19 protein-coding genes are annotated in these 15,072 nt (G+C 42.2%); 5 read left to right on the top strand and 14 right to left on the bottom strand.

What is annotated here, in order from left to right:
* Positions 1–70: 70 nt before the first annotated feature.
* Positions 71–1,456, bottom strand: a complete 1,386-nt coding sequence (gene cpxA / locus MAR181_RS11265) for an envelope stress sensor histidine kinase CpxA (RefSeq protein WP_013796717.1) — start codon at positions 1,454–1,456, stop codon at positions 71–73.
* Positions 1,456–2,145, bottom strand: coding sequence for a response regulator (locus MAR181_RS11270; protein ID WP_013796718.1), 690 nt, complete (start codon positions 2,143–2,145; stop codon positions 1,456–1,458). The genes cpxA and MAR181_RS11270 overlap by 1 nt, the downstream gene beginning before the upstream one ends.
* 423 nt (positions 2,146–2,568) lie before the next feature.
* Here MAR181_RS11270 and MAR181_RS11275 point away from each other — a divergent pair, with 423 nt between their 5' ends.
* Complete coding sequence (locus tag MAR181_RS11275; RefSeq protein ID WP_013796719.1) at positions 2,569–3,078, top strand: CpxP family protein; 510 nt, start codon at positions 2,569–2,571, stop codon at positions 3,076–3,078.
* 74 nt (positions 3,079–3,152) lie between these two features.
* Here MAR181_RS11275 and MAR181_RS11280 read toward each other — a convergent pair whose 3' ends face one another.
* Entirely contained in the window at positions 3,153–3,431 is a 279-nt protein-coding gene (locus MAR181_RS11280) for a hypothetical protein (RefSeq protein ID WP_013796720.1), read from the bottom strand.
* A gap of 163 nt (positions 3,432–3,594) precedes the next feature.
* Here MAR181_RS11280 and MAR181_RS11285 point away from each other — a divergent pair, with 163 nt between their 5' ends.
* A complete protein-coding gene (locus tag MAR181_RS11285) occupies positions 3,595–4,140 on the top strand; it encodes a hypothetical protein (protein WP_013796721.1) in 546 nt (181 codons plus the stop codon).
* Between the two features lie 96 nt (positions 4,141–4,236).
* Here MAR181_RS11285 and MAR181_RS11290 read toward each other — a convergent pair whose 3' ends face one another.
* The 7 genes from MAR181_RS11290 to MAR181_RS11320 form a co-directional block, all read right to left on the bottom strand.
* Positions 4,237–5,235 (bottom strand): branched-chain amino acid aminotransferase, encoded by a 999-nt coding sequence (locus MAR181_RS11290; RefSeq protein ID WP_013796722.1) that lies wholly within the window; start codon positions 5,233–5,235, stop codon positions 4,237–4,239.
* Between the two features lie 182 nt (positions 5,236–5,417).
* Positions 5,418–5,699, bottom strand: coding sequence for a DUF1294 domain-containing protein (locus MAR181_RS11295; RefSeq protein WP_013796723.1), 282 nt, complete (start codon positions 5,697–5,699; stop codon positions 5,418–5,420).
* The gene (locus MAR181_RS11300) at positions 5,699–6,073 is read right to left on the bottom strand and encodes a DUF1499 domain-containing protein (protein WP_013796724.1); all 375 of its coding nucleotides are present in this window, start codon (positions 6,071–6,073) and stop codon (positions 5,699–5,701) included. The genes MAR181_RS11295 and MAR181_RS11300 overlap by 1 nt, the downstream gene beginning before the upstream one ends.
* A 74-nt stretch (positions 6,074–6,147) precedes the next feature.
* Entirely contained in the window at positions 6,148–6,558 is a 411-nt protein-coding gene (locus MAR181_RS11305; RefSeq protein ID WP_013796725.1) for an MAPEG family protein, read from the bottom strand.
* A gap of 58 nt (positions 6,559–6,616) precedes the next feature.
* Positions 6,617–7,066 (bottom strand): GyrI-like domain-containing protein, encoded by a 450-nt coding sequence (locus MAR181_RS11310; RefSeq protein WP_013796726.1) that lies wholly within the window; start codon positions 7,064–7,066, stop codon positions 6,617–6,619.
* Between the two features lie 95 nt (positions 7,067–7,161).
* On the bottom strand, positions 7,162–7,659 hold the full coding sequence (locus MAR181_RS11315) for a DinB family protein (RefSeq protein ID WP_013796727.1): 498 nt from the start codon (positions 7,657–7,659) through the stop codon (positions 7,162–7,164).
* A 738-nt stretch (positions 7,660–8,397) separates the two neighbouring features.
* Positions 8,398–8,757 carry a DoxX family protein gene (locus tag MAR181_RS11320; protein WP_013796728.1) on the bottom strand — a complete coding sequence of 120 codons (360 nt, stop codon included), beginning with the start codon at positions 8,755–8,757 and terminating at the stop codon, positions 8,398–8,400.
* A 136-nt stretch (positions 8,758–8,893) separates the two neighbouring features.
* Between MAR181_RS11320 and MAR181_RS11325 the strand changes: the two genes are divergently transcribed.
* Positions 8,894–9,784, top strand: a complete 891-nt coding sequence (locus MAR181_RS11325) for a LysR family transcriptional regulator (protein ID WP_013796729.1) — start codon at positions 8,894–8,896, stop codon at positions 9,782–9,784.
* 39 nt (positions 9,785–9,823) lie between these two features.
* Here the strand turns inward: MAR181_RS11325 and MAR181_RS18490 are convergent, their stop codons facing one another.
* Positions 9,824–10,015, bottom strand: coding sequence for a CTP synthase (locus tag MAR181_RS18490; RefSeq protein WP_041651308.1), 192 nt, complete (start codon positions 10,013–10,015; stop codon positions 9,824–9,826).
* A 664-nt stretch (positions 10,016–10,679) separates the two neighbouring features.
* Between MAR181_RS18490 and cfa the strand changes: the two genes are divergently transcribed.
* Entirely contained in the window at positions 10,680–11,900 is a 1,221-nt protein-coding gene (cfa, locus tag MAR181_RS11335) for a cyclopropane fatty acyl phospholipid synthase (RefSeq protein ID WP_013796730.1), read from the top strand.
* A 292-nt stretch (positions 11,901–12,192) separates the two neighbouring features.
* Here cfa and MAR181_RS11340 read toward each other — a convergent pair whose 3' ends face one another.
* The 3 genes from MAR181_RS11340 to MAR181_RS11350 all read right to left on the bottom strand — a co-directional run bounded on the left by MAR181_RS11340 (position 12,193) and on the right by MAR181_RS11350 (position 14,276).
* Positions 12,193–12,675 (bottom strand): GNAT family N-acetyltransferase, encoded by a 483-nt coding sequence (locus MAR181_RS11340; protein ID WP_013796732.1) that lies wholly within the window; start codon positions 12,673–12,675, stop codon positions 12,193–12,195.
* Positions 12,676–12,885: 210 nt separating this feature from the next.
* Positions 12,886–13,368, bottom strand: a complete 483-nt coding sequence (locus MAR181_RS11345) for a GNAT family N-acetyltransferase (RefSeq protein ID WP_013796733.1) — start codon at positions 13,366–13,368, stop codon at positions 12,886–12,888.
* An 8-nt stretch (positions 13,369–13,376) separates the two neighbouring features.
* A complete protein-coding gene (locus MAR181_RS11350) occupies positions 13,377–14,276 on the bottom strand; it encodes a LysR family transcriptional regulator (protein WP_013796734.1) in 900 nt (299 codons plus the stop codon).
* A gap of 146 nt (positions 14,277–14,422) precedes the next feature.
* On the opposite strand from MAR181_RS11350, the gene MAR181_RS11355 reads away from it, so the two are divergent.
* The gene (locus MAR181_RS11355) at positions 14,423–15,025 is read left to right on the top strand and encodes a nitroreductase family protein (RefSeq protein WP_013796735.1); all 603 of its coding nucleotides are present in this window, start codon (positions 14,423–14,425) and stop codon (positions 15,023–15,025) included.
* Positions 15,026–15,072: the final 47 nt, after the last annotated feature.

Raw genomic sequence — 15,072 nt, forward strand, 5'->3', positions numbered from 1 at the left:
CTAACGACGACATACAAAAATGGGAAGCCAATTGGCTTCCCATTTTTTGTTTCGAAGCATGAATAAAGCCCTAAGCCAGCGGCAACACCACTTCAATCAATAAACCACCCAATTCACTGCGTTCTGCATTGATACGGCCATTATGCTGACGTACTGCATTTTCAGTGATAGCCAGCCCTAATCCAGTTCCACCAGAATGACGATCACGAGCTGTCGACACCCGATAAAAAGGACGAAAAATGGAGCTCAGCTCTTCTTCAGATACCCCTTCACCATCGTCTTCAACACGTATGGTGACTTCTCCAGCCTCAACCCATATGGACACTTGGATTTGATGTTGACCATAACAAATTGCGTTACGAATAATATTTTCTAGGGCACTCATTAACAGCTGCGGATAACAATATATTTCTTGTTTCGGTATGTCTGGCAGTATCATCTGTTTATTCATCTGTTGAGCTTCAAATTGGCAGTCAGCAAACAGGTCTTCCAACAAACTGGACAAAGGCTGACACTCCCGAGTTAAGTGACTGTCTACTTGTAAACTCGACAATTCCAGTAACTTACCAATCATCTGCTCTAGACGCTGAGCTTCAAGGTCAATGCGATTTAGCTCATTGCTCTCCCCCTGTTTACGTGAAGCCAAGGCTTGTGCCATACGCAAACGAGCCAATGGTGATCTTAGCTCATGAGAAATATCCGATAACAGCCGTTGTTGACGACGGATCATCATGTTCACCGCTTCCACCATCTGATTAAAGCTGGCACCCGCTTGACGGAACTCGCTGGTCCCCTTTTCAAGCTCAGGGTCCATTTCAAACACACCTTGCGACACACGCTTGGCGGCTTCTTCCAATCGCCTTGCAGGTTGGCTCAAAGCCCAGGCTAACCAAAGAAGGAATGGCGTACTCACCAACATCACCACTAATAACAAACGAATGGGGTGATCAAACAACTGCAATAAAAAGTGTGGCGGCTCGTGCCATTTTGTCGCAATGATTAAGAAGTAGTCTTGCCCCGCTAGATAGATAGGCAGTGGCCCTGTAAACATGGTTTTGCCATACAAACGCTGACGCGGCACTTCAGGGTTATCAATACTGGAGACAAAGTTTCGTAGCGACCTAAACATAAATTCGGGACGCTTATCCTGCGCGATAATGCGGCCATCTAAGTCCGTTAAAAATAGACGAAGACGACGATCGTCCTTGTCTTTTTCTCTCGATGGACGTTCTTCAAAAGCTTTTAATATAGGTTCGAGCGTATCAGCAAACGCAAAATTCTCTTCCACCCGGTCACGTACTTTCAGCATGACATCATGATGGTGCGGCGAAATAGCTCGGCTATTTCTGGGGTCAAAACTTGGTAATGACAAAACCACCATAACAATCAAAAACATGGTAAACCAAAAAATGGCAAAGATGCGCCCATACAAGCTGGTGATTTTCGGTAAACGCATTAATCCCCCTCGACAAACAAATAACCACGGCCGCGCAAGGTTTTAATTCTAGCTTTACCATTTGCCCAATCAGGCAGCTTTTTACGTAGATTAGAAACATGCATATCAACCGCACGGTCAAACGCCGATAATCGCTTGCTTAATACTTCTAAACTCAGATCCTCTTTGGTTAACACCTGCCCTGGGTGTTGTACAAAGTAATGTAACAGGGCGAATTCAGTGCTTGTTAGATCCAATAACTGCCCAGCACAGTAGGCTTCTAAGCGGCCAGGAAATAGTTTTAAGTCATGGAACAAAACCCCATCCAGAGTTTTTTCAGAGCTGGGAGCCATCTGAGTTCGGCGCAAAATAGCGCGGATTCGAGCCAGTAATTCTCGCTCACTAAAAGGCTTAGGCAAATAATCGTCCGCACCTAATTCCAACCCCACCACGCGGTCGATCTCGTCTCCTTTGGCGGTCAACATTAGTACCGGCACATCCCACTTTTCTCGCAACTGTTTTAAGGTGTCAACACCATTTAGTTTAGGCATCATGACATCCAACAGAACCAGATCCACAGCCTCACTCATCGCCGCTAATCCAGCCAAACCGTCATAAGCGGTCGATACCTGAAAATTTTCAAACGACAACACCTCTTTAAGCAAATCACTTAATTCAACATCGTCATCAATAATTAAAATATGTGTCATATTATTCTCAAACCTTACTGATCCTAAAGTCTATTTTACGTTGAAACCTTGTTGAGATTTTATCTTTTACGATACTTTACCATGCTTAGACCGCGCTTTACCTAGTAGATCCTATTCTAGGGAAGGTATGAACAAGTCCACTGGCTACGGCAACGTGCTCCTCGGCAACCGCTCATGCGTTGCCCTACTACACCACATCCTTGTGGTTATGCGTTGCTCTAATCCCCTACATCCATGTAGGGGTCAGCGTGTAGATGACTCACCTTTATTCGAGGCAGGTTTCACCGTCCAATATTAAATATATTGGCAACAAGCTTAACAAAGAATACAGAGAGTTTAGCTCACGCCTTTCGGATCTTTCCTACCCCCATGCAGTCGAACGCTGCCATGCGAGTAACATTTAATTATATTGAGGATCAGACTATGACATTCAGCAAAAAACTTATCATCGCTTCCCTTGTTTTACCCTTAACCCTAGGTGCAACAAGCAGCTTTGCTCATGGTGATAAAGACCGTAAAGGCCCACGTGGACCACAACAAGAATGCCGTATGGGGGATTTTGACCGCGGTATGATGAAAGAATTGGCACTAACAGACAACCAAAAAGAACAACTAAAAGAGCTGCGCAAAGCCAACCACGATAGCATGAAAGCTGAGTTTAAAAAAGCACCTAAGCCTGATATGGACGCTCGCGAAGCACACATGAAAGCGCTAAAAGACTTGATGATGGCAGACAATTTCAACTCTGCAAAAGCGACTGAGCTGGCACAAGAGATGAGCGAAAAACGCATTGAGCGTCAAGTAAACATGCTGAGCCAACAGCACAAAATGCTCAGTGTATTAACGGCCGATCAAAAGGCAAAATTCTTTGAGCTGCAACAAGAGCGCGCGCAAGACTGCGCAGACAAGCCTCGCAAAGGCAAACGTCATTAATCCCAACTTTTAAGCATAAGAAAGGCAGCATCCGCTGCCTTTCTTATCTTCGAACATCAGGCCATGATGCTTATTTAGTGACGCTTCCAAATACGCGCAACAGCACGATCACTGCCCAATAATCCGACCACTTCACACACCAAACCAGTACCACAGAACAATACAATTGGAATCATGCCAGCGAATTGTCCCGTTATAAAAGTAACATAAATCGAAATAGCACCAATCACCAGGCACAACGCCCCTAAAGTAATTAACACTTTACGGTGAGATGGTTTGTAATCATACGCCCCTTCACCAACCTCAAAGAGGTTTAAAATAGGTGAACACAACTTTTCCAATACCGCCTTCATCACAAAATCCCAATCTCTTAATCAATATTATGCACCTCGTATCATCAATGAAAAGAAACAAACTGTCATTAAAATAAAACCAAATTCTGATTAAACTTATGCGATGAATAGCCGATAAGTACTTTACATAAATTAACAATTCTCATTTATTAGGATGGAGAAGATGATGAAGAAAGTGTTACTAACAGGCCTGACAGCGACGGCGTGCTTTTTATCAACTAATGTTTTAGCTGAGTCTTTGTTTACTTTTATTGAGTACAGTAAAGGTACGGTAGATGTTGATTCTTCTGATGACGAATACACTTCCCTTTCTGGTGCATTTGAAACCTCTGGCGGCCCTTACGTGGCATTCGAATCAACTGAATATGGCAGTCTAGATGTGATGGCCGTTGGGGCGGGTGTGTATTCAAGTGTTGGCAGTCAATCCAACCTATTTGGTCAATTACAATATGTTGAAGTGGATCTTGGGAGCACTGAAGAAACAGGCTTCCGTTTAACGGCAGGTCTTCGCACCACCATCTCAGATCGCGTGGAATTAGAAGGCAAGGTCAAATACGATGATGTCTTCTCTGAGACCGATTCCAGTTTTGCGGTTGCAGCTCGCTACTATGTGACAAAAAACTTTTCCATTGCCGCCAACTATGACACAGCTGAAATTGCTGATTATAACTTCGATGCCATGTTTGTATCACTGCGCTTAAGTTTCTAAAAGTAAGGTTTCAAAGAAAAAGTATTTATAAGCTAAACGTAAAAACGCCCGATGGCATACACTCATCAGGCGTTTTTTGTATCACAGCTAACTGGCTTAAACGACTTTTGTTAACCAGTTATTCTTGTCTTCCGCTTTCCCCCATTGAATATCATTCAATGCCTGACGCAGTTTTTGAGCAATCGGACCCGGTTCACCATTTCCGACAGTGTAATCTTTGCCATTATGAATGAATGTCCCAACAGACGTTAATACTGCTGCAGTACCAGATAGCACGGCTTCGACTTCTGGCTTAGCGGCACGTTCCAATAGCTCATCAACCGTAATATCACGCTCAGATATTGTCATACCCAAGTCTTTCGCTAGCGTCAAAATAGAAGAACGTGTCACACCATGTAAGAAGCACGTGTCCAAACCTTTGGTGATGATTTCATTACCGTCAATCAACAAAAAGTTAGCGGCTCCCGTTTCCTGAACATCCCCATTTGGACAAAACAAGATTTGATCCGCTTGTACCGATTCTTGTGCTTGGAAAATCGGCCCGAGTGCACTGGCATAGTTAGCACCGCTTTTTACCATCCCCATGTGGGGTGCACAACGCATACCCGTTTCTTCAAGCAGCAAGCGTAGCGCTTTTGCGCCACCGGTAAAATAGTCGCCAACAGGCGATAACAAAACATACAACATAGAGGTCGCCGTTGGTGCAGCCGCTTTACCAATGGCCGCTTCCGTACCAATATGAGTTGGACGAATGTACATAGAACCAGGAGGTGTTGGCACATCCTCAGCGTATTCTGCTACCACATCCAAAATCATTTTCGACACCGCCGCCTCATCCAATTCCGGCAAAGATAACAAACGGCTACTTTGCGCCAAACGTTTGACGTTTTGGTCCATTCGAAATACATGCACACTGCCGTCTTCATGGCGAAATGCCTTCAAACCTTCAAAGCAGGTACTAGAGTAATGTAAGACGTGCGCACCTGGATGCAATTGAATGCTGTCCGCCGCTACTATGCTTGCTTCACTCCACTGATTATTTTCGAATGTCGCTAATGCCATCTTAGGCATAAAAACGCTACCAAAAGCCGCCATTACTGTTTCCTAATTTAGTTGAAAAAAGATGAATTACTTGAGCTAAACAAGCCACAGAACGAGCCTTTTTTAGCATGACTGATTCCGTCCACAAATATTAAAACGGAACACAGTTTGAAGAAAGCAAATCTGAGGTCAGGAAGGAAATAAAATGAAATTCTCAATATTTTTTGCCATATTGGTTACAGAAAAGCCAACCACTGACTTAATACCAAGACCAATCCTAATAAATTGACAAACACACTGCCCCAAAATACCAGCATAAACCGTTTCTTACTCAGCTTGTGGCGAAATACCCCTTGCGCCATTAACGCCCCTATCCAGCCGCCCAACACAGACAGTAAATGCAAAGTAGACTCTTGCACTCGCCAGTGACCTCGTATTGCGGCGTATTTATCAAAACCGTAAGCTAAAATAGCCAGAAGGCTGAAAAAACCATACCAAGCCACAACCAAGCTAAACATTATAATTGTGCTCGAATGGCTTCCATTCGTTTGCGATTCACCCCCATGTCCGAATAACCGACTCTGGAAGCAGAACGAATATGAATGCTCGTTAAGTTGGGGGAATCCTCTAAAAAATAGAACTCGACATCATCAACAAAGCGAAACACGGCCGACGTAAATTCAGCGTGTAGATAATTTTTTTCATCAGTAACCAAGTTGACGCGTTTGGTTTTCTCTAGGATGGCCAGAACAGCCTCCCGCGCGTTAACCAAATCACCAGTAAACAACAAGGGATCAATGTAATGTTGCCTGTCTTCTGCTTGACTACTGACACAATTTGGCTTGTTTGAACACACTGCAAGTTGGCCATTATTAACCCCTAACTTCGTCATGATAACGCCCCTCTTTTGTGGTCATGAAATCGCCTTCTAACCACCATAATTTTCAGTAAAAGACAGCAAACTAATCAAGCGGATGACACCAACTCAGTTAGCAGCAACGTCCAGATCAACAAAACATCTATCATGCCTGCCCAGAACAACAGCATACGATGAAACACATTGTTATAGGTTAAATGCACCAAGGCTTGTAGGGCGCGTAATAGAACAAACAACCAGGCCAATAGCAGCGCAATTGCACTGTTCAGTTGAAGGCTCACAAAAAGCACGCCTACCACGTAAAAAAGTACCGGCACTTCAAACAGATTGTTAAAACAGCGAGTAGTATTCATCACATAATCAGGCGCGGTCTGACCAGACATGGCGCGGTAATACTTGATCTTCACCTGCCCTGTTAACACACTCCTAACCCGTGCCGTGACAGCAACAATACCAACCAAAAATGTCAATAACACCAAAGCAAACATGACATAGATCATTTAGGACAGCCTCTTATAAATGAAATGCTGGACGTCAACTCAGCCCAATCAATTCAGCTTACTCAATAGCGATATAGATCTCGATTTCGCGGTCACTTTTATAACATTCAAAATCCGTTGTAAAAGCACGTTTATAAGCACAGTGATCGGAACTAAAATAGCGCCAAACCTCGCCCCATAAATCAATCACCGCTTTTGGCATTTCACCTGAGCCACGAAAGACCAGATAAGATCCTGCGACAATCGAATAATCCTTCACTTCTGCCACATCACCTTGAGCCAAACTATCCGTACAGGCCACCACATCAAACCAACCATTATGATCAGACTCATAATGAGTATACAAACCAAATACCTGAGCATTGGACGATAACTTGGGCATTAACTGACTGTAAAAGCGCCCCCACAAATCACCAATTTTGGCGGTTTCAGGCTGCATTTCATCCACATTTCGGGTACGCACCCCAATGCCGCGAACGGCCATTTCTTCAATTACGCTAACGTCCATTTGTCTGTCCTCAGTCCTTAACCTTTACTAAATAAAATTAAAAAAATCATACCCGTTAAACCGATGTGATACTAAAGCATTTACTGTTTATAGCGTTATTCGACTATCAAAAACGGGATATCTGTCACACCATAATCTATGTCGTATTGACTTAAGATTGTCGTAAGCTGACCTCTATGATGGGTTCCATGATTGAATAAATGAGAAACCAATAACCATGCAGGGCGAGTTCTTGTTGACTGATCCACTTTACTGGTAAACGTAAAATCGCTGGCTAACCATTCATGCTCAACCGTAGCAGACCAGTCCAAGAGTTTTTGATCCCACTCCTTTCGAGCTTGCCAAAGGTCATAATAATCTGAATAGAGTTCTTGACCAATGTCTGGTATTTCATTTTCCTTCTGAAGGAAACGTGAAAGCCACGCTATGTCCCCAAATAAAAGATGGTTCAAGGTTCCGTGAATCGATTTAAAAAAGAGCTTATTGTCTTCTTTTCTTTCGTTATCCGATAATTTTTCACAAGCGGAATACAATTGCTGATTCATTAAGGAATGATAGACGGCTAACTTTTGACAATATTCTTGAGAAATCATAATGCGCCTTACTAAAACATAACAGTTAGTGAGAACAAGCGTATTTGACCAAGCTGACAATTAAAAAATGATCATTCGCCCTACTTCTTTAAGAATAACAAGATCATCACTCTTTATACTAGAGAAGGTTAAGATGCGAATGCCTTATCAGAAAAACGGCCTATCAAGCTATCAAGGCAAGAGAAGCAGGAATGTTAATACCGCATCTTGAAAGAAGAGAAGAGAAAGCAAAATCACGGCTCTGTTTTAAGGAAGGTGCGAACAAGTCCTCTAGCCTCGGCAACCGCTCCTGCGTTGCCCTACTGCACCACATCCCTGTGGTTATGCATTGCCCCAATAACCTACCTCCATATAGGTATCAGCATGTGGATAAAAGCCTGTTTTTCGAGGCGAGTGCCGAATGTGAATAGCTGGCCTATTGTCGAGGTGCTCAACAAAGAAGACAGGCTTTTAGAGCTTGCCCTATGGGTCTTCCAGAGAAAACGTCTACTGCGTTGCGACTCTTTGAAAGGTACCTACATTCCTTCAGGGTCGCGCCTTATTTGACGATTTCTCTGAAAGACTGAGGCTTAGTAGACTTATTCGTACCTTCCTTAACCACTTCGAATAATACATCACTCTTAACGAAGAGAAGACGTTTCGTTGGAAGAAACGAAAAAGACCTACACGAAGGTAGGTCATGAGGGCAACACTGATCCAATATGCCTAGTCTTTAATAGACTATAAGCAAATTGCTTTCTACGCTGCGCGGGTTTTAATACGATTAACCAGTATATGAACCAACAAAAGCAATAAAATGATTGCAGGAATGCCATTCGCGATGGTTTCGTAGACAGTATGAAAATACAATGCCCCAAGCATGATGATTGCTAAACCACTCGCCGCATAAAGACGTAGTTTTTTGAACCAAATGCCAATCGCACCCGCTAGCTCACACGCTCCAATAAAATAACCAAACCAAGCTGGTAAGCCCATTAATGCAAAGGACAAATGCATTTGCTCAACACCTGCAAGCTTTGCCGCACCTGCCGCGCCAAATGCAAACGTACACAAAGCCAACGATACATAGACTAAATAATTCATTACTTTTTTGTTCATAACGTCTCCGATTCACCTAAACCAAAACTAAGCCATTGCTTAACGATAAGCGGTAGATTAAAGTAGTCAAATCCAAAAAAATATTGAATAAATTCTATATAGACATAAATTTTTAGTTTACCAGTTAGAGTAAAGTATGAAGCTTGATCAGCTCAAAATGTTTGTCACCGTGGCTAAACTAGGCTCTTTGAGCCAAGCAAGCGCGCGCCTACACAAGACTCAGCCAGCCATTAGTCAAAGCATTCGCCAGTTAGAAAAAGGCTTTAATTTACCTTTATTTAATCGCTCAGGTTATCGTTTAGAATTAACGGAAGCGGGAAAGACTCTGTATCAGAAAGCGTCCAACCTATTAGACGAGGCGTCGAATTTACAACAAGCCGCTGACCACATCGCCCTCGGAAATGAATTAAGCATTACCATTGCCATTGAAGCCTCTTTTGATTTAAAAGGCATTTTACCCCTGCTAGAAAACTTACAAAGGCAATTCCCAAACACTCAAATCATCATAGAACAGGAATATCTAAGCGGAGCCTTAGAGGCCCTTCAAAATGAAACGGCTACTCTCTGTATCACACCATCAATCGACCTCTTAGAAACGGAATTAAAAACAGAAAAACATCGATTAACAGGCGGCTTCTTAGTCAATGTGGCTTCGCCTAAACTGATCAACCGAAATGACACACTTAAAAACCGCCAAGACCTTTTAAAAGAATGCCAAATTATCGTAAAAGACTCTGGAAGTGCCTCTAAAAACCTAGAATGGGGAGTCATAGAAGGGCAAAATAGATGGTATGTGAACGATTACCACACTAAAAAGATGTTAATCGAAAATGGCATGGGCTGGGGGAAACTCCCGAGCTACTTAGTTGAAGATAGTCTAAGAAATGGCACTTTAATTATGCTTTCCCTGAATGACATCCAAAACAAAACCCCCATGGACTATTTCATTATGAAAGATAAATCAAAACCCTTAGGACCCGTTGCGCAAGCCACTTGGGAACAGTTCGAACGCTATTCGTTTGATTGATGCCGTCCTGATGAGCACAGCCATTCCTTAGACAAATTTCTAGCTATCTCGCCTGTCAGCAATGTAATTATTTGCTTCCTTAGCCGCTTTCAAAAATGATTTAATGATTGGCTGCGGCTTTCCTAAAAAAGCCGATCGCTCAGGCTGAAATGCTGTCCCAATAAAAAAATGATTACACCTCAGCTCCAAAGAACGTGGATCACCATTATCATCAAAACCGGTAAACTGCATACCACCTCCAGCAAAAATATCTAGGGAAGGTGCGAATAAGCTTTTCTTAGCAGTTAAACGAATCTCTTCTAAAATTTACCATCTACCTGATACTGACACATATCTCGATACGCATTACATTGGTAACTCGACAAAGAATAATCAGCAGGATCTTTCACCATATTTTTTATATCATGCTTCAACCAACCCTCTGATAAATCGAGGGATATTTCTCCCCAAGTTGGTCGCATTTTATTAAGAATAAAGTTTATTGGTATGTTTCTTAGCATGACTTCTATTTCACCGCTTATTATCTGAATATGCGAATTATTTCTATCCTGTTATATTCTTTTAGTTCTAAATTACCTCACATTAGACCTTTATCAATAAATAACTTACCTGCACTTTTTCTGGCATAAGTACTTTCGTACTAAAAGGATAGAACAAACTCATTGAATGACAGTCAATGAAAATAATATTTTCTATATCTATAGATATTATTTCCTTATTCATAACAATCTGTTCATTTATAGTGCACACCTTAATATATTAAGATCATCAAAACTCACAAATTAAAACCTTCTATTATCTCGATAGTTTCTTTCTTCTGTTCTTTATCACGCCCAACCGTAAGATGAAATGATGTTCGCTTTGAAAACTCATTTAATCTTATAGGAGGTGAATAATGAGTACAGCTAACCCCTTGAATGAAGAAAACGCTCTCTCTAGCGAATCCATAAATGAGCCACCTCAAACAGCAAAGACTTTTATTGCAAAACACCATGACCACTCAAGTCTGGATACTTGGTTTACTAACTTACTAAGCAAAGCTGACATCACAGTCAACGGACCTAATCCTTGGGATCCACAACTGCATAACCCGAACCTTTGGAGTAGAGTATTAAAACAAGGTTCCTTAGGGTTGGGTGAAGCCTATATGGATGGATGGTGGGACTGCCAACAAATTGACGAATTTATTCGACGTATTATCAACGCGGAATTAGACAAAATCATTACTGGTCGTTGGACTCTGATAAGACATTGGTTAAAAGCCACATTATTTAATCGCCAATCCGTAAAACGTGCCTATCAGGTTGGCGAACAACATTATGATGTCGGTAACGATCTCTATCAAGCCATGCTTGACGAGAGCATGGCTTATTCCTGCGGTTACTGGAAAGAAGCTGATACCCTTCATCAGGCACAGCTTAATAAATTACGTCTAATCTGCGAAAAAGCACAATTAAACAAAGCAGAATCCGTTGTTGAAATTGGTTGCGGTTGGGGCAGCTTTGCGGAGATTGCCGCCAGAGAATATGAGGTCAATGTTACTGGTGTAACCATATCGAAAGAACAAGAGAAACTTGCAAAGGAACGCTGTAAAGGACTGCCTGTCGATATTAAATTGATGGATTATCGCAGTTTAGAAGGGCAATACGACAAAGCCGTTTCAATTGGTATGTTTGAACACGTAGGTCCCAAAAATTACGGTACCTATATGCAAACAGCCCATAATCTCATAAAAGAGGATGGTATTTTCGTATTACACACCATAGGCAGCGACAAAAGTGCCACAGGAACCGACCCTTGGATAGACAAATACATTTTTCCTAACGGCGTTATTCCTACACTAACCCAAATAAGTGAATCAGCCGAGCCTTATTTCGTGATCGAAGACGTTCATAATTTTGGGCAAGACTACGCCACCACACTGCTTGCATGGCATAGCAATTTTGAAAAAGCTTGGCCGCAACTGCAAAACCAATACAGTGAGCGATTTTATAGAATGTGGACATATTATCTGAAAGTCTGCGCTGCAGCGTTCCAAAGTCGCTCACTGCAGCTATATCAAGTCGTATTGAGAAAACGTCTTACACCACTAGAAAGATACCACAGCCCTCGATGAGACTGCTGGTATCATTGTAATTAGAACACTCTAAATTCACATAATAAACACGACGGAGCATGGAAGCTCCTTTCTTGTTAGCTTGCTGTCTGGTGATGACGAAATGGAATAAAGGGGAATAAAGGGGTCAGACCCCTTTGAATCCTTCGACACTGTCAAGAACACGATTTATGTATATTGATTATTAACACCATGCATTTCTAATAGCTTAAGTGGCATCTCAATACTTTTTTTAGGCTCTTTTTCATAAAGAGGGAAAATACAGCGTTTTCAATCTCTCATTCCCTACCACTTAACTAACATTAAAACTCATGTATTGAACATCGAAAGGGAGGTGCTGAAAGCCTCTTATCTCACCTTCGACAAAACCAAGCTTCAGATACCAGTTCTTGAGTTTTATATGATTTGCAATAACCCCAATACTGACTCTTTGAATGTTCTTTAACTTAGCGTACTTGAAAATATGCCTTACAAGCTCTTCCCCTACCCCATTTTGACGATATTCAGGTAATACAGAAAGGCGATTTAAGTAGGCTACGCCAGGCTTTGGATTTTCAAAAGCAACACATCCAACACCAACAGCGCCATTTTTATATATAAAATATTCTTCTCCTCGCTCAAAATCGGACAACACCCAATCTTCCTTGCAAAAAGAAGGATGTTTGGGGTTATTGGCGAGGTTCAATCCAAATTCTTCCGCGACATCTTTATTTGATCTAGAGATAATGTCTGCAATCACTCTAGCATCATCAATGGTCGCCTCACCTATACTCATTTGCTCTCCCTATCTTGTTACATAATGACGTGAACAACCGGTTTCTTTATTCGGAATGATGAAACTGCACTAAGCCTATTGTTCCATCCATAATAAAACAAACGTCACACCTACTGATGATTTCTTATCAGCTCTTTTAGTAAACATAGTCGTTTTCATATCATCCTTAAAAACGAATCTATATGATTAATACCGCTAACGCTTCTTATGTTAAGGCAACTCACTGACTTTCTTGGACATATTGAAACCTGTAATCTCAAAACCGACCTTTTTATATAACTTAAGCGCACGATCATTATGGTACGCCACTCTAAGTTTTATTTGGTTAATGCCAATAGCCTGTAGCTGAGTTTCCAGTGCTAAAATGGATTCAGTGCCATAACCTAAACCTCGATATTCACTGAAAATAAAGAAGTCATAAACGAAGGTAGAGTTATCACTAATGTTTACGCAGTGCCAAAGGTAACCCACAAGCTTACATTCACCATCGACTTCTGCCTCAATACATAACAATGAATGCGCATTGTCTTCCAATCCGTTGGGGAAACTCCGATGCAGATCTTTCTTGGCTAATTCGACTGAAACTTCTAACGAATGCCCATAATTCTTAGCAATTTCCTGACTATAATCATCAATAAAATATTGACTGTAAGCTGGGAATTCCTCTTGGCGCATATCTCTAAGTAGGATCATATTTATCCTTATTCTCTGTCGCTCAACTCAGCGACAATGTCGTTAATCATGGCTCTGACAATTGGCTTTTGTGCTGATGACGGTTTCCAAACCAAATACAGCATGGCGTTATCTTGCTCAGTCAGTGAGGCCTGCCAATTGGGTAATAACTCAACCAAGTTGCCATTTTTAAGATCCTCTTCAATGAAAAGCTTACTCACCAAGGTGATGCCTTGGTGCGCTTTAGCCCACATCAACAAGGGGGTTCCACCTTCTGACGAAAGCGTTGGGTCAATGCGAATTTTTCGATGTTCTGAGCCCTTTTTGAAATGCCACCAAGTGTATTGGCGAGATCGATAAAAAGCCAAACAAGCGTGGAATTTCAAATCCTCTGGCGATTCAAGTGGCGCCGACTGTTGAAGATAAGACGGTGAGGCAACAAGAACATTTGGCATATTTCTTAGCGGTCGAAAAAGCAAACTTGAGTCATCAGGACGCCCATATCGAATGGCCAAATCAAATGGACCTTTATGAAGATCAGACAAATTATTATCCAGACTGATCGCAATCTTGGTCTCTGGGTGTTTCGCTCTAAATTGAGCAATAAGCGGTACAAGAACGCCTCGCCCTACGGTGTCAAATGTGGCGATACCCAAACTGCCATCAACCCTAGCATCGTCTTTTACGAAGCTGTGCTTGGCGGTATCAACAGACTGCAAGATTTGTTTACATTGATTATAAAACTGCTCCCCATCTGGCGTCAGGTCCAGCCGACGAGTCGAGCGAATCAGCAATTTGGTTTTCACTTCATGCTCAAGTTGATTGACCTTTCTGGTGATGGAACTCGGCTTTTTCCCTAACGACTCCGCCGCCGCGCTAAATGAGCCTAATTCAACCACTCGCACAAATTGCTCCATAGCCTCAAACACAACACCTATCCTCAGTTTATCAGTGTAAAACAGTATTCCTTATTGTTGCGCGTAACGCAAAAATAGAAATTCGATCTAGGCAGTTTATGCATTGATAAAAAATCCGCACCATGTCCCTATTCACTTTAAATGCATAGGAACGAATTATGAGTGTATTCAACCTAATCGAGAAAAGACGTTCAATTAAGCATTTTGATCCAGACCATAAAATGTCGGACCAAGCCTTCCATAAACTCATCAACGCATCGATTCTGGCACCCACTTCCTTCAACATTCAGCATTGGCGCTTTGTCCGCGTGGTCGATAGCCAACAGCGGCAAAAAATTCAGCATGCAGCGTGGAACCAAGAACAAATCAGTTCCGCGTCTGAACTCGTCATCATAGTCGCGAATACCCAAGCTTGGTCCGACAACCCGAGAAGATACTGGAAGAATACCCCAAATGAAGTTCAAGACATGCTGGTGTCCATGCTAGAAAACTTCTATCAGGACAAAGCATGGCTACAAAGAGACGAAGCCATTCGATCCGGTGCCATGGCAGGGCAGAACCTAATGCTGGCCGCCGAAGAAATGGGCTACAACACCAGCCCAATGATCGGCATCGAATTCGACAAGGTGGCCGATCTCATTAAACTGCCGAAAGACCATGTCATCGTCATGATGCTGGCCATCGGCAAAGGTACCAAACCCGCACAGCCACGTGGTGGACAACTTCCGGTAGAAGAACTGGTGATCGAAGACGCGTTTTAAAAGAGTTTGGAAGAAGTAAAGGGACTGGGGCAGATAAGATGATTAGT

This window comes from Marinomonas posidonica IVIA-Po-181 (assembly GCF_000214215.1).
In the GTDB taxonomy this organism is placed as follows: Bacteria; Pseudomonadota; Gammaproteobacteria; order Pseudomonadales; family Marinomonadaceae; genus Marinomonas; species Marinomonas posidonica.

Excerpts from the sequence above, each read along its gene's own strand:
- MAR181_RS11310 (WP_013796726.1), bottom strand. The coding sequence starts at position 7,066 with ATGGACGTTAGCGTAATTGAAGAAATGGCCGTTCGCGGCATTGGGGTG.
- MAR181_RS11285 (WP_013796721.1), top strand. The coding sequence starts at position 3,595 with ATGATGAAGAAAGTGTTACTAACAGGCCTGACAGCGACGGCGTGCTTT.
- MAR181_RS11275 (WP_013796719.1), top strand. The coding sequence starts at position 2,569 with ATGACATTCAGCAAAAAACTTATCATCGCTTCCCTTGTTTTACCCTTA.
- MAR181_RS11270 (WP_013796718.1), bottom strand. The coding sequence starts at position 2,145 with ATGACACATATTTTAATTATTGATGACGATGTTGAATTAAGTGATTTG.
- MAR181_RS11345 (WP_013796733.1), bottom strand. The coding sequence starts at position 13,368 with ATGATCCTACTTAGAGATATGCGCCAAGAGGAATTCCCAGCTTACAGT.
- MAR181_RS11355 (WP_013796735.1), top strand. The coding sequence starts at position 14,423 with ATGAGTGTATTCAACCTAATCGAGAAAAGACGTTCAATTAAGCATTTT.
- MAR181_RS11295 (WP_013796723.1), bottom strand. The coding sequence starts at position 5,699 with ATGTTTAGCTTGGTTGTGGCTTGGTATGGTTTTTTCAGCCTTCTGGCT.
- MAR181_RS11300 (WP_013796724.1), bottom strand. The coding sequence starts at position 6,073 with ATGACGAAGTTAGGGGTTAATAATGGCCAACTTGCAGTGTGTTCAAAC.
- MAR181_RS11280 (WP_013796720.1), bottom strand. The coding sequence starts at position 3,431 with ATGAAGGCGGTATTGGAAAAGTTGTGTTCACCTATTTTAAACCTCTTT.
- MAR181_RS11320 (WP_013796728.1), bottom strand. The coding sequence starts at position 8,757 with ATGAACAAAAAAGTAATGAATTATTTAGTCTATGTATCGTTGGCTTTG.
- MAR181_RS11290 (WP_013796722.1), bottom strand. The coding sequence starts at position 5,235 with ATGGCGGCTTTTGGTAGCGTTTTTATGCCTAAGATGGCATTAGCGACA.
- MAR181_RS18490 (WP_041651308.1), bottom strand. The coding sequence starts at position 10,015 with ATGCAGTTTACCGGTTTTGATGATAATGGTGATCCACGTTCTTTGGAG.
- cfa (WP_013796730.1), top strand. The coding sequence starts at position 10,680 with ATGAGTACAGCTAACCCCTTGAATGAAGAAAACGCTCTCTCTAGCGAA.
- MAR181_RS11340 (WP_013796732.1), bottom strand. The coding sequence starts at position 12,675 with ATGAGTATAGGTGAGGCGACCATTGATGATGCTAGAGTGATTGCAGAC.
- MAR181_RS11325 (WP_013796729.1), top strand. The coding sequence starts at position 8,894 with ATGAAGCTTGATCAGCTCAAAATGTTTGTCACCGTGGCTAAACTAGGC.
- MAR181_RS11315 (WP_013796727.1), bottom strand. The coding sequence starts at position 7,659 with ATGATTTCTCAAGAATATTGTCAAAAGTTAGCCGTCTATCATTCCTTA.
- MAR181_RS11305 (WP_013796725.1), bottom strand. The coding sequence starts at position 6,558 with ATGATCTATGTCATGTTTGCTTTGGTGTTATTGACATTTTTGGTTGGT.
- cpxA (WP_013796717.1), bottom strand. The coding sequence starts at position 1,456 with ATGCGTTTACCGAAAATCACCAGCTTGTATGGGCGCATCTTTGCCATT.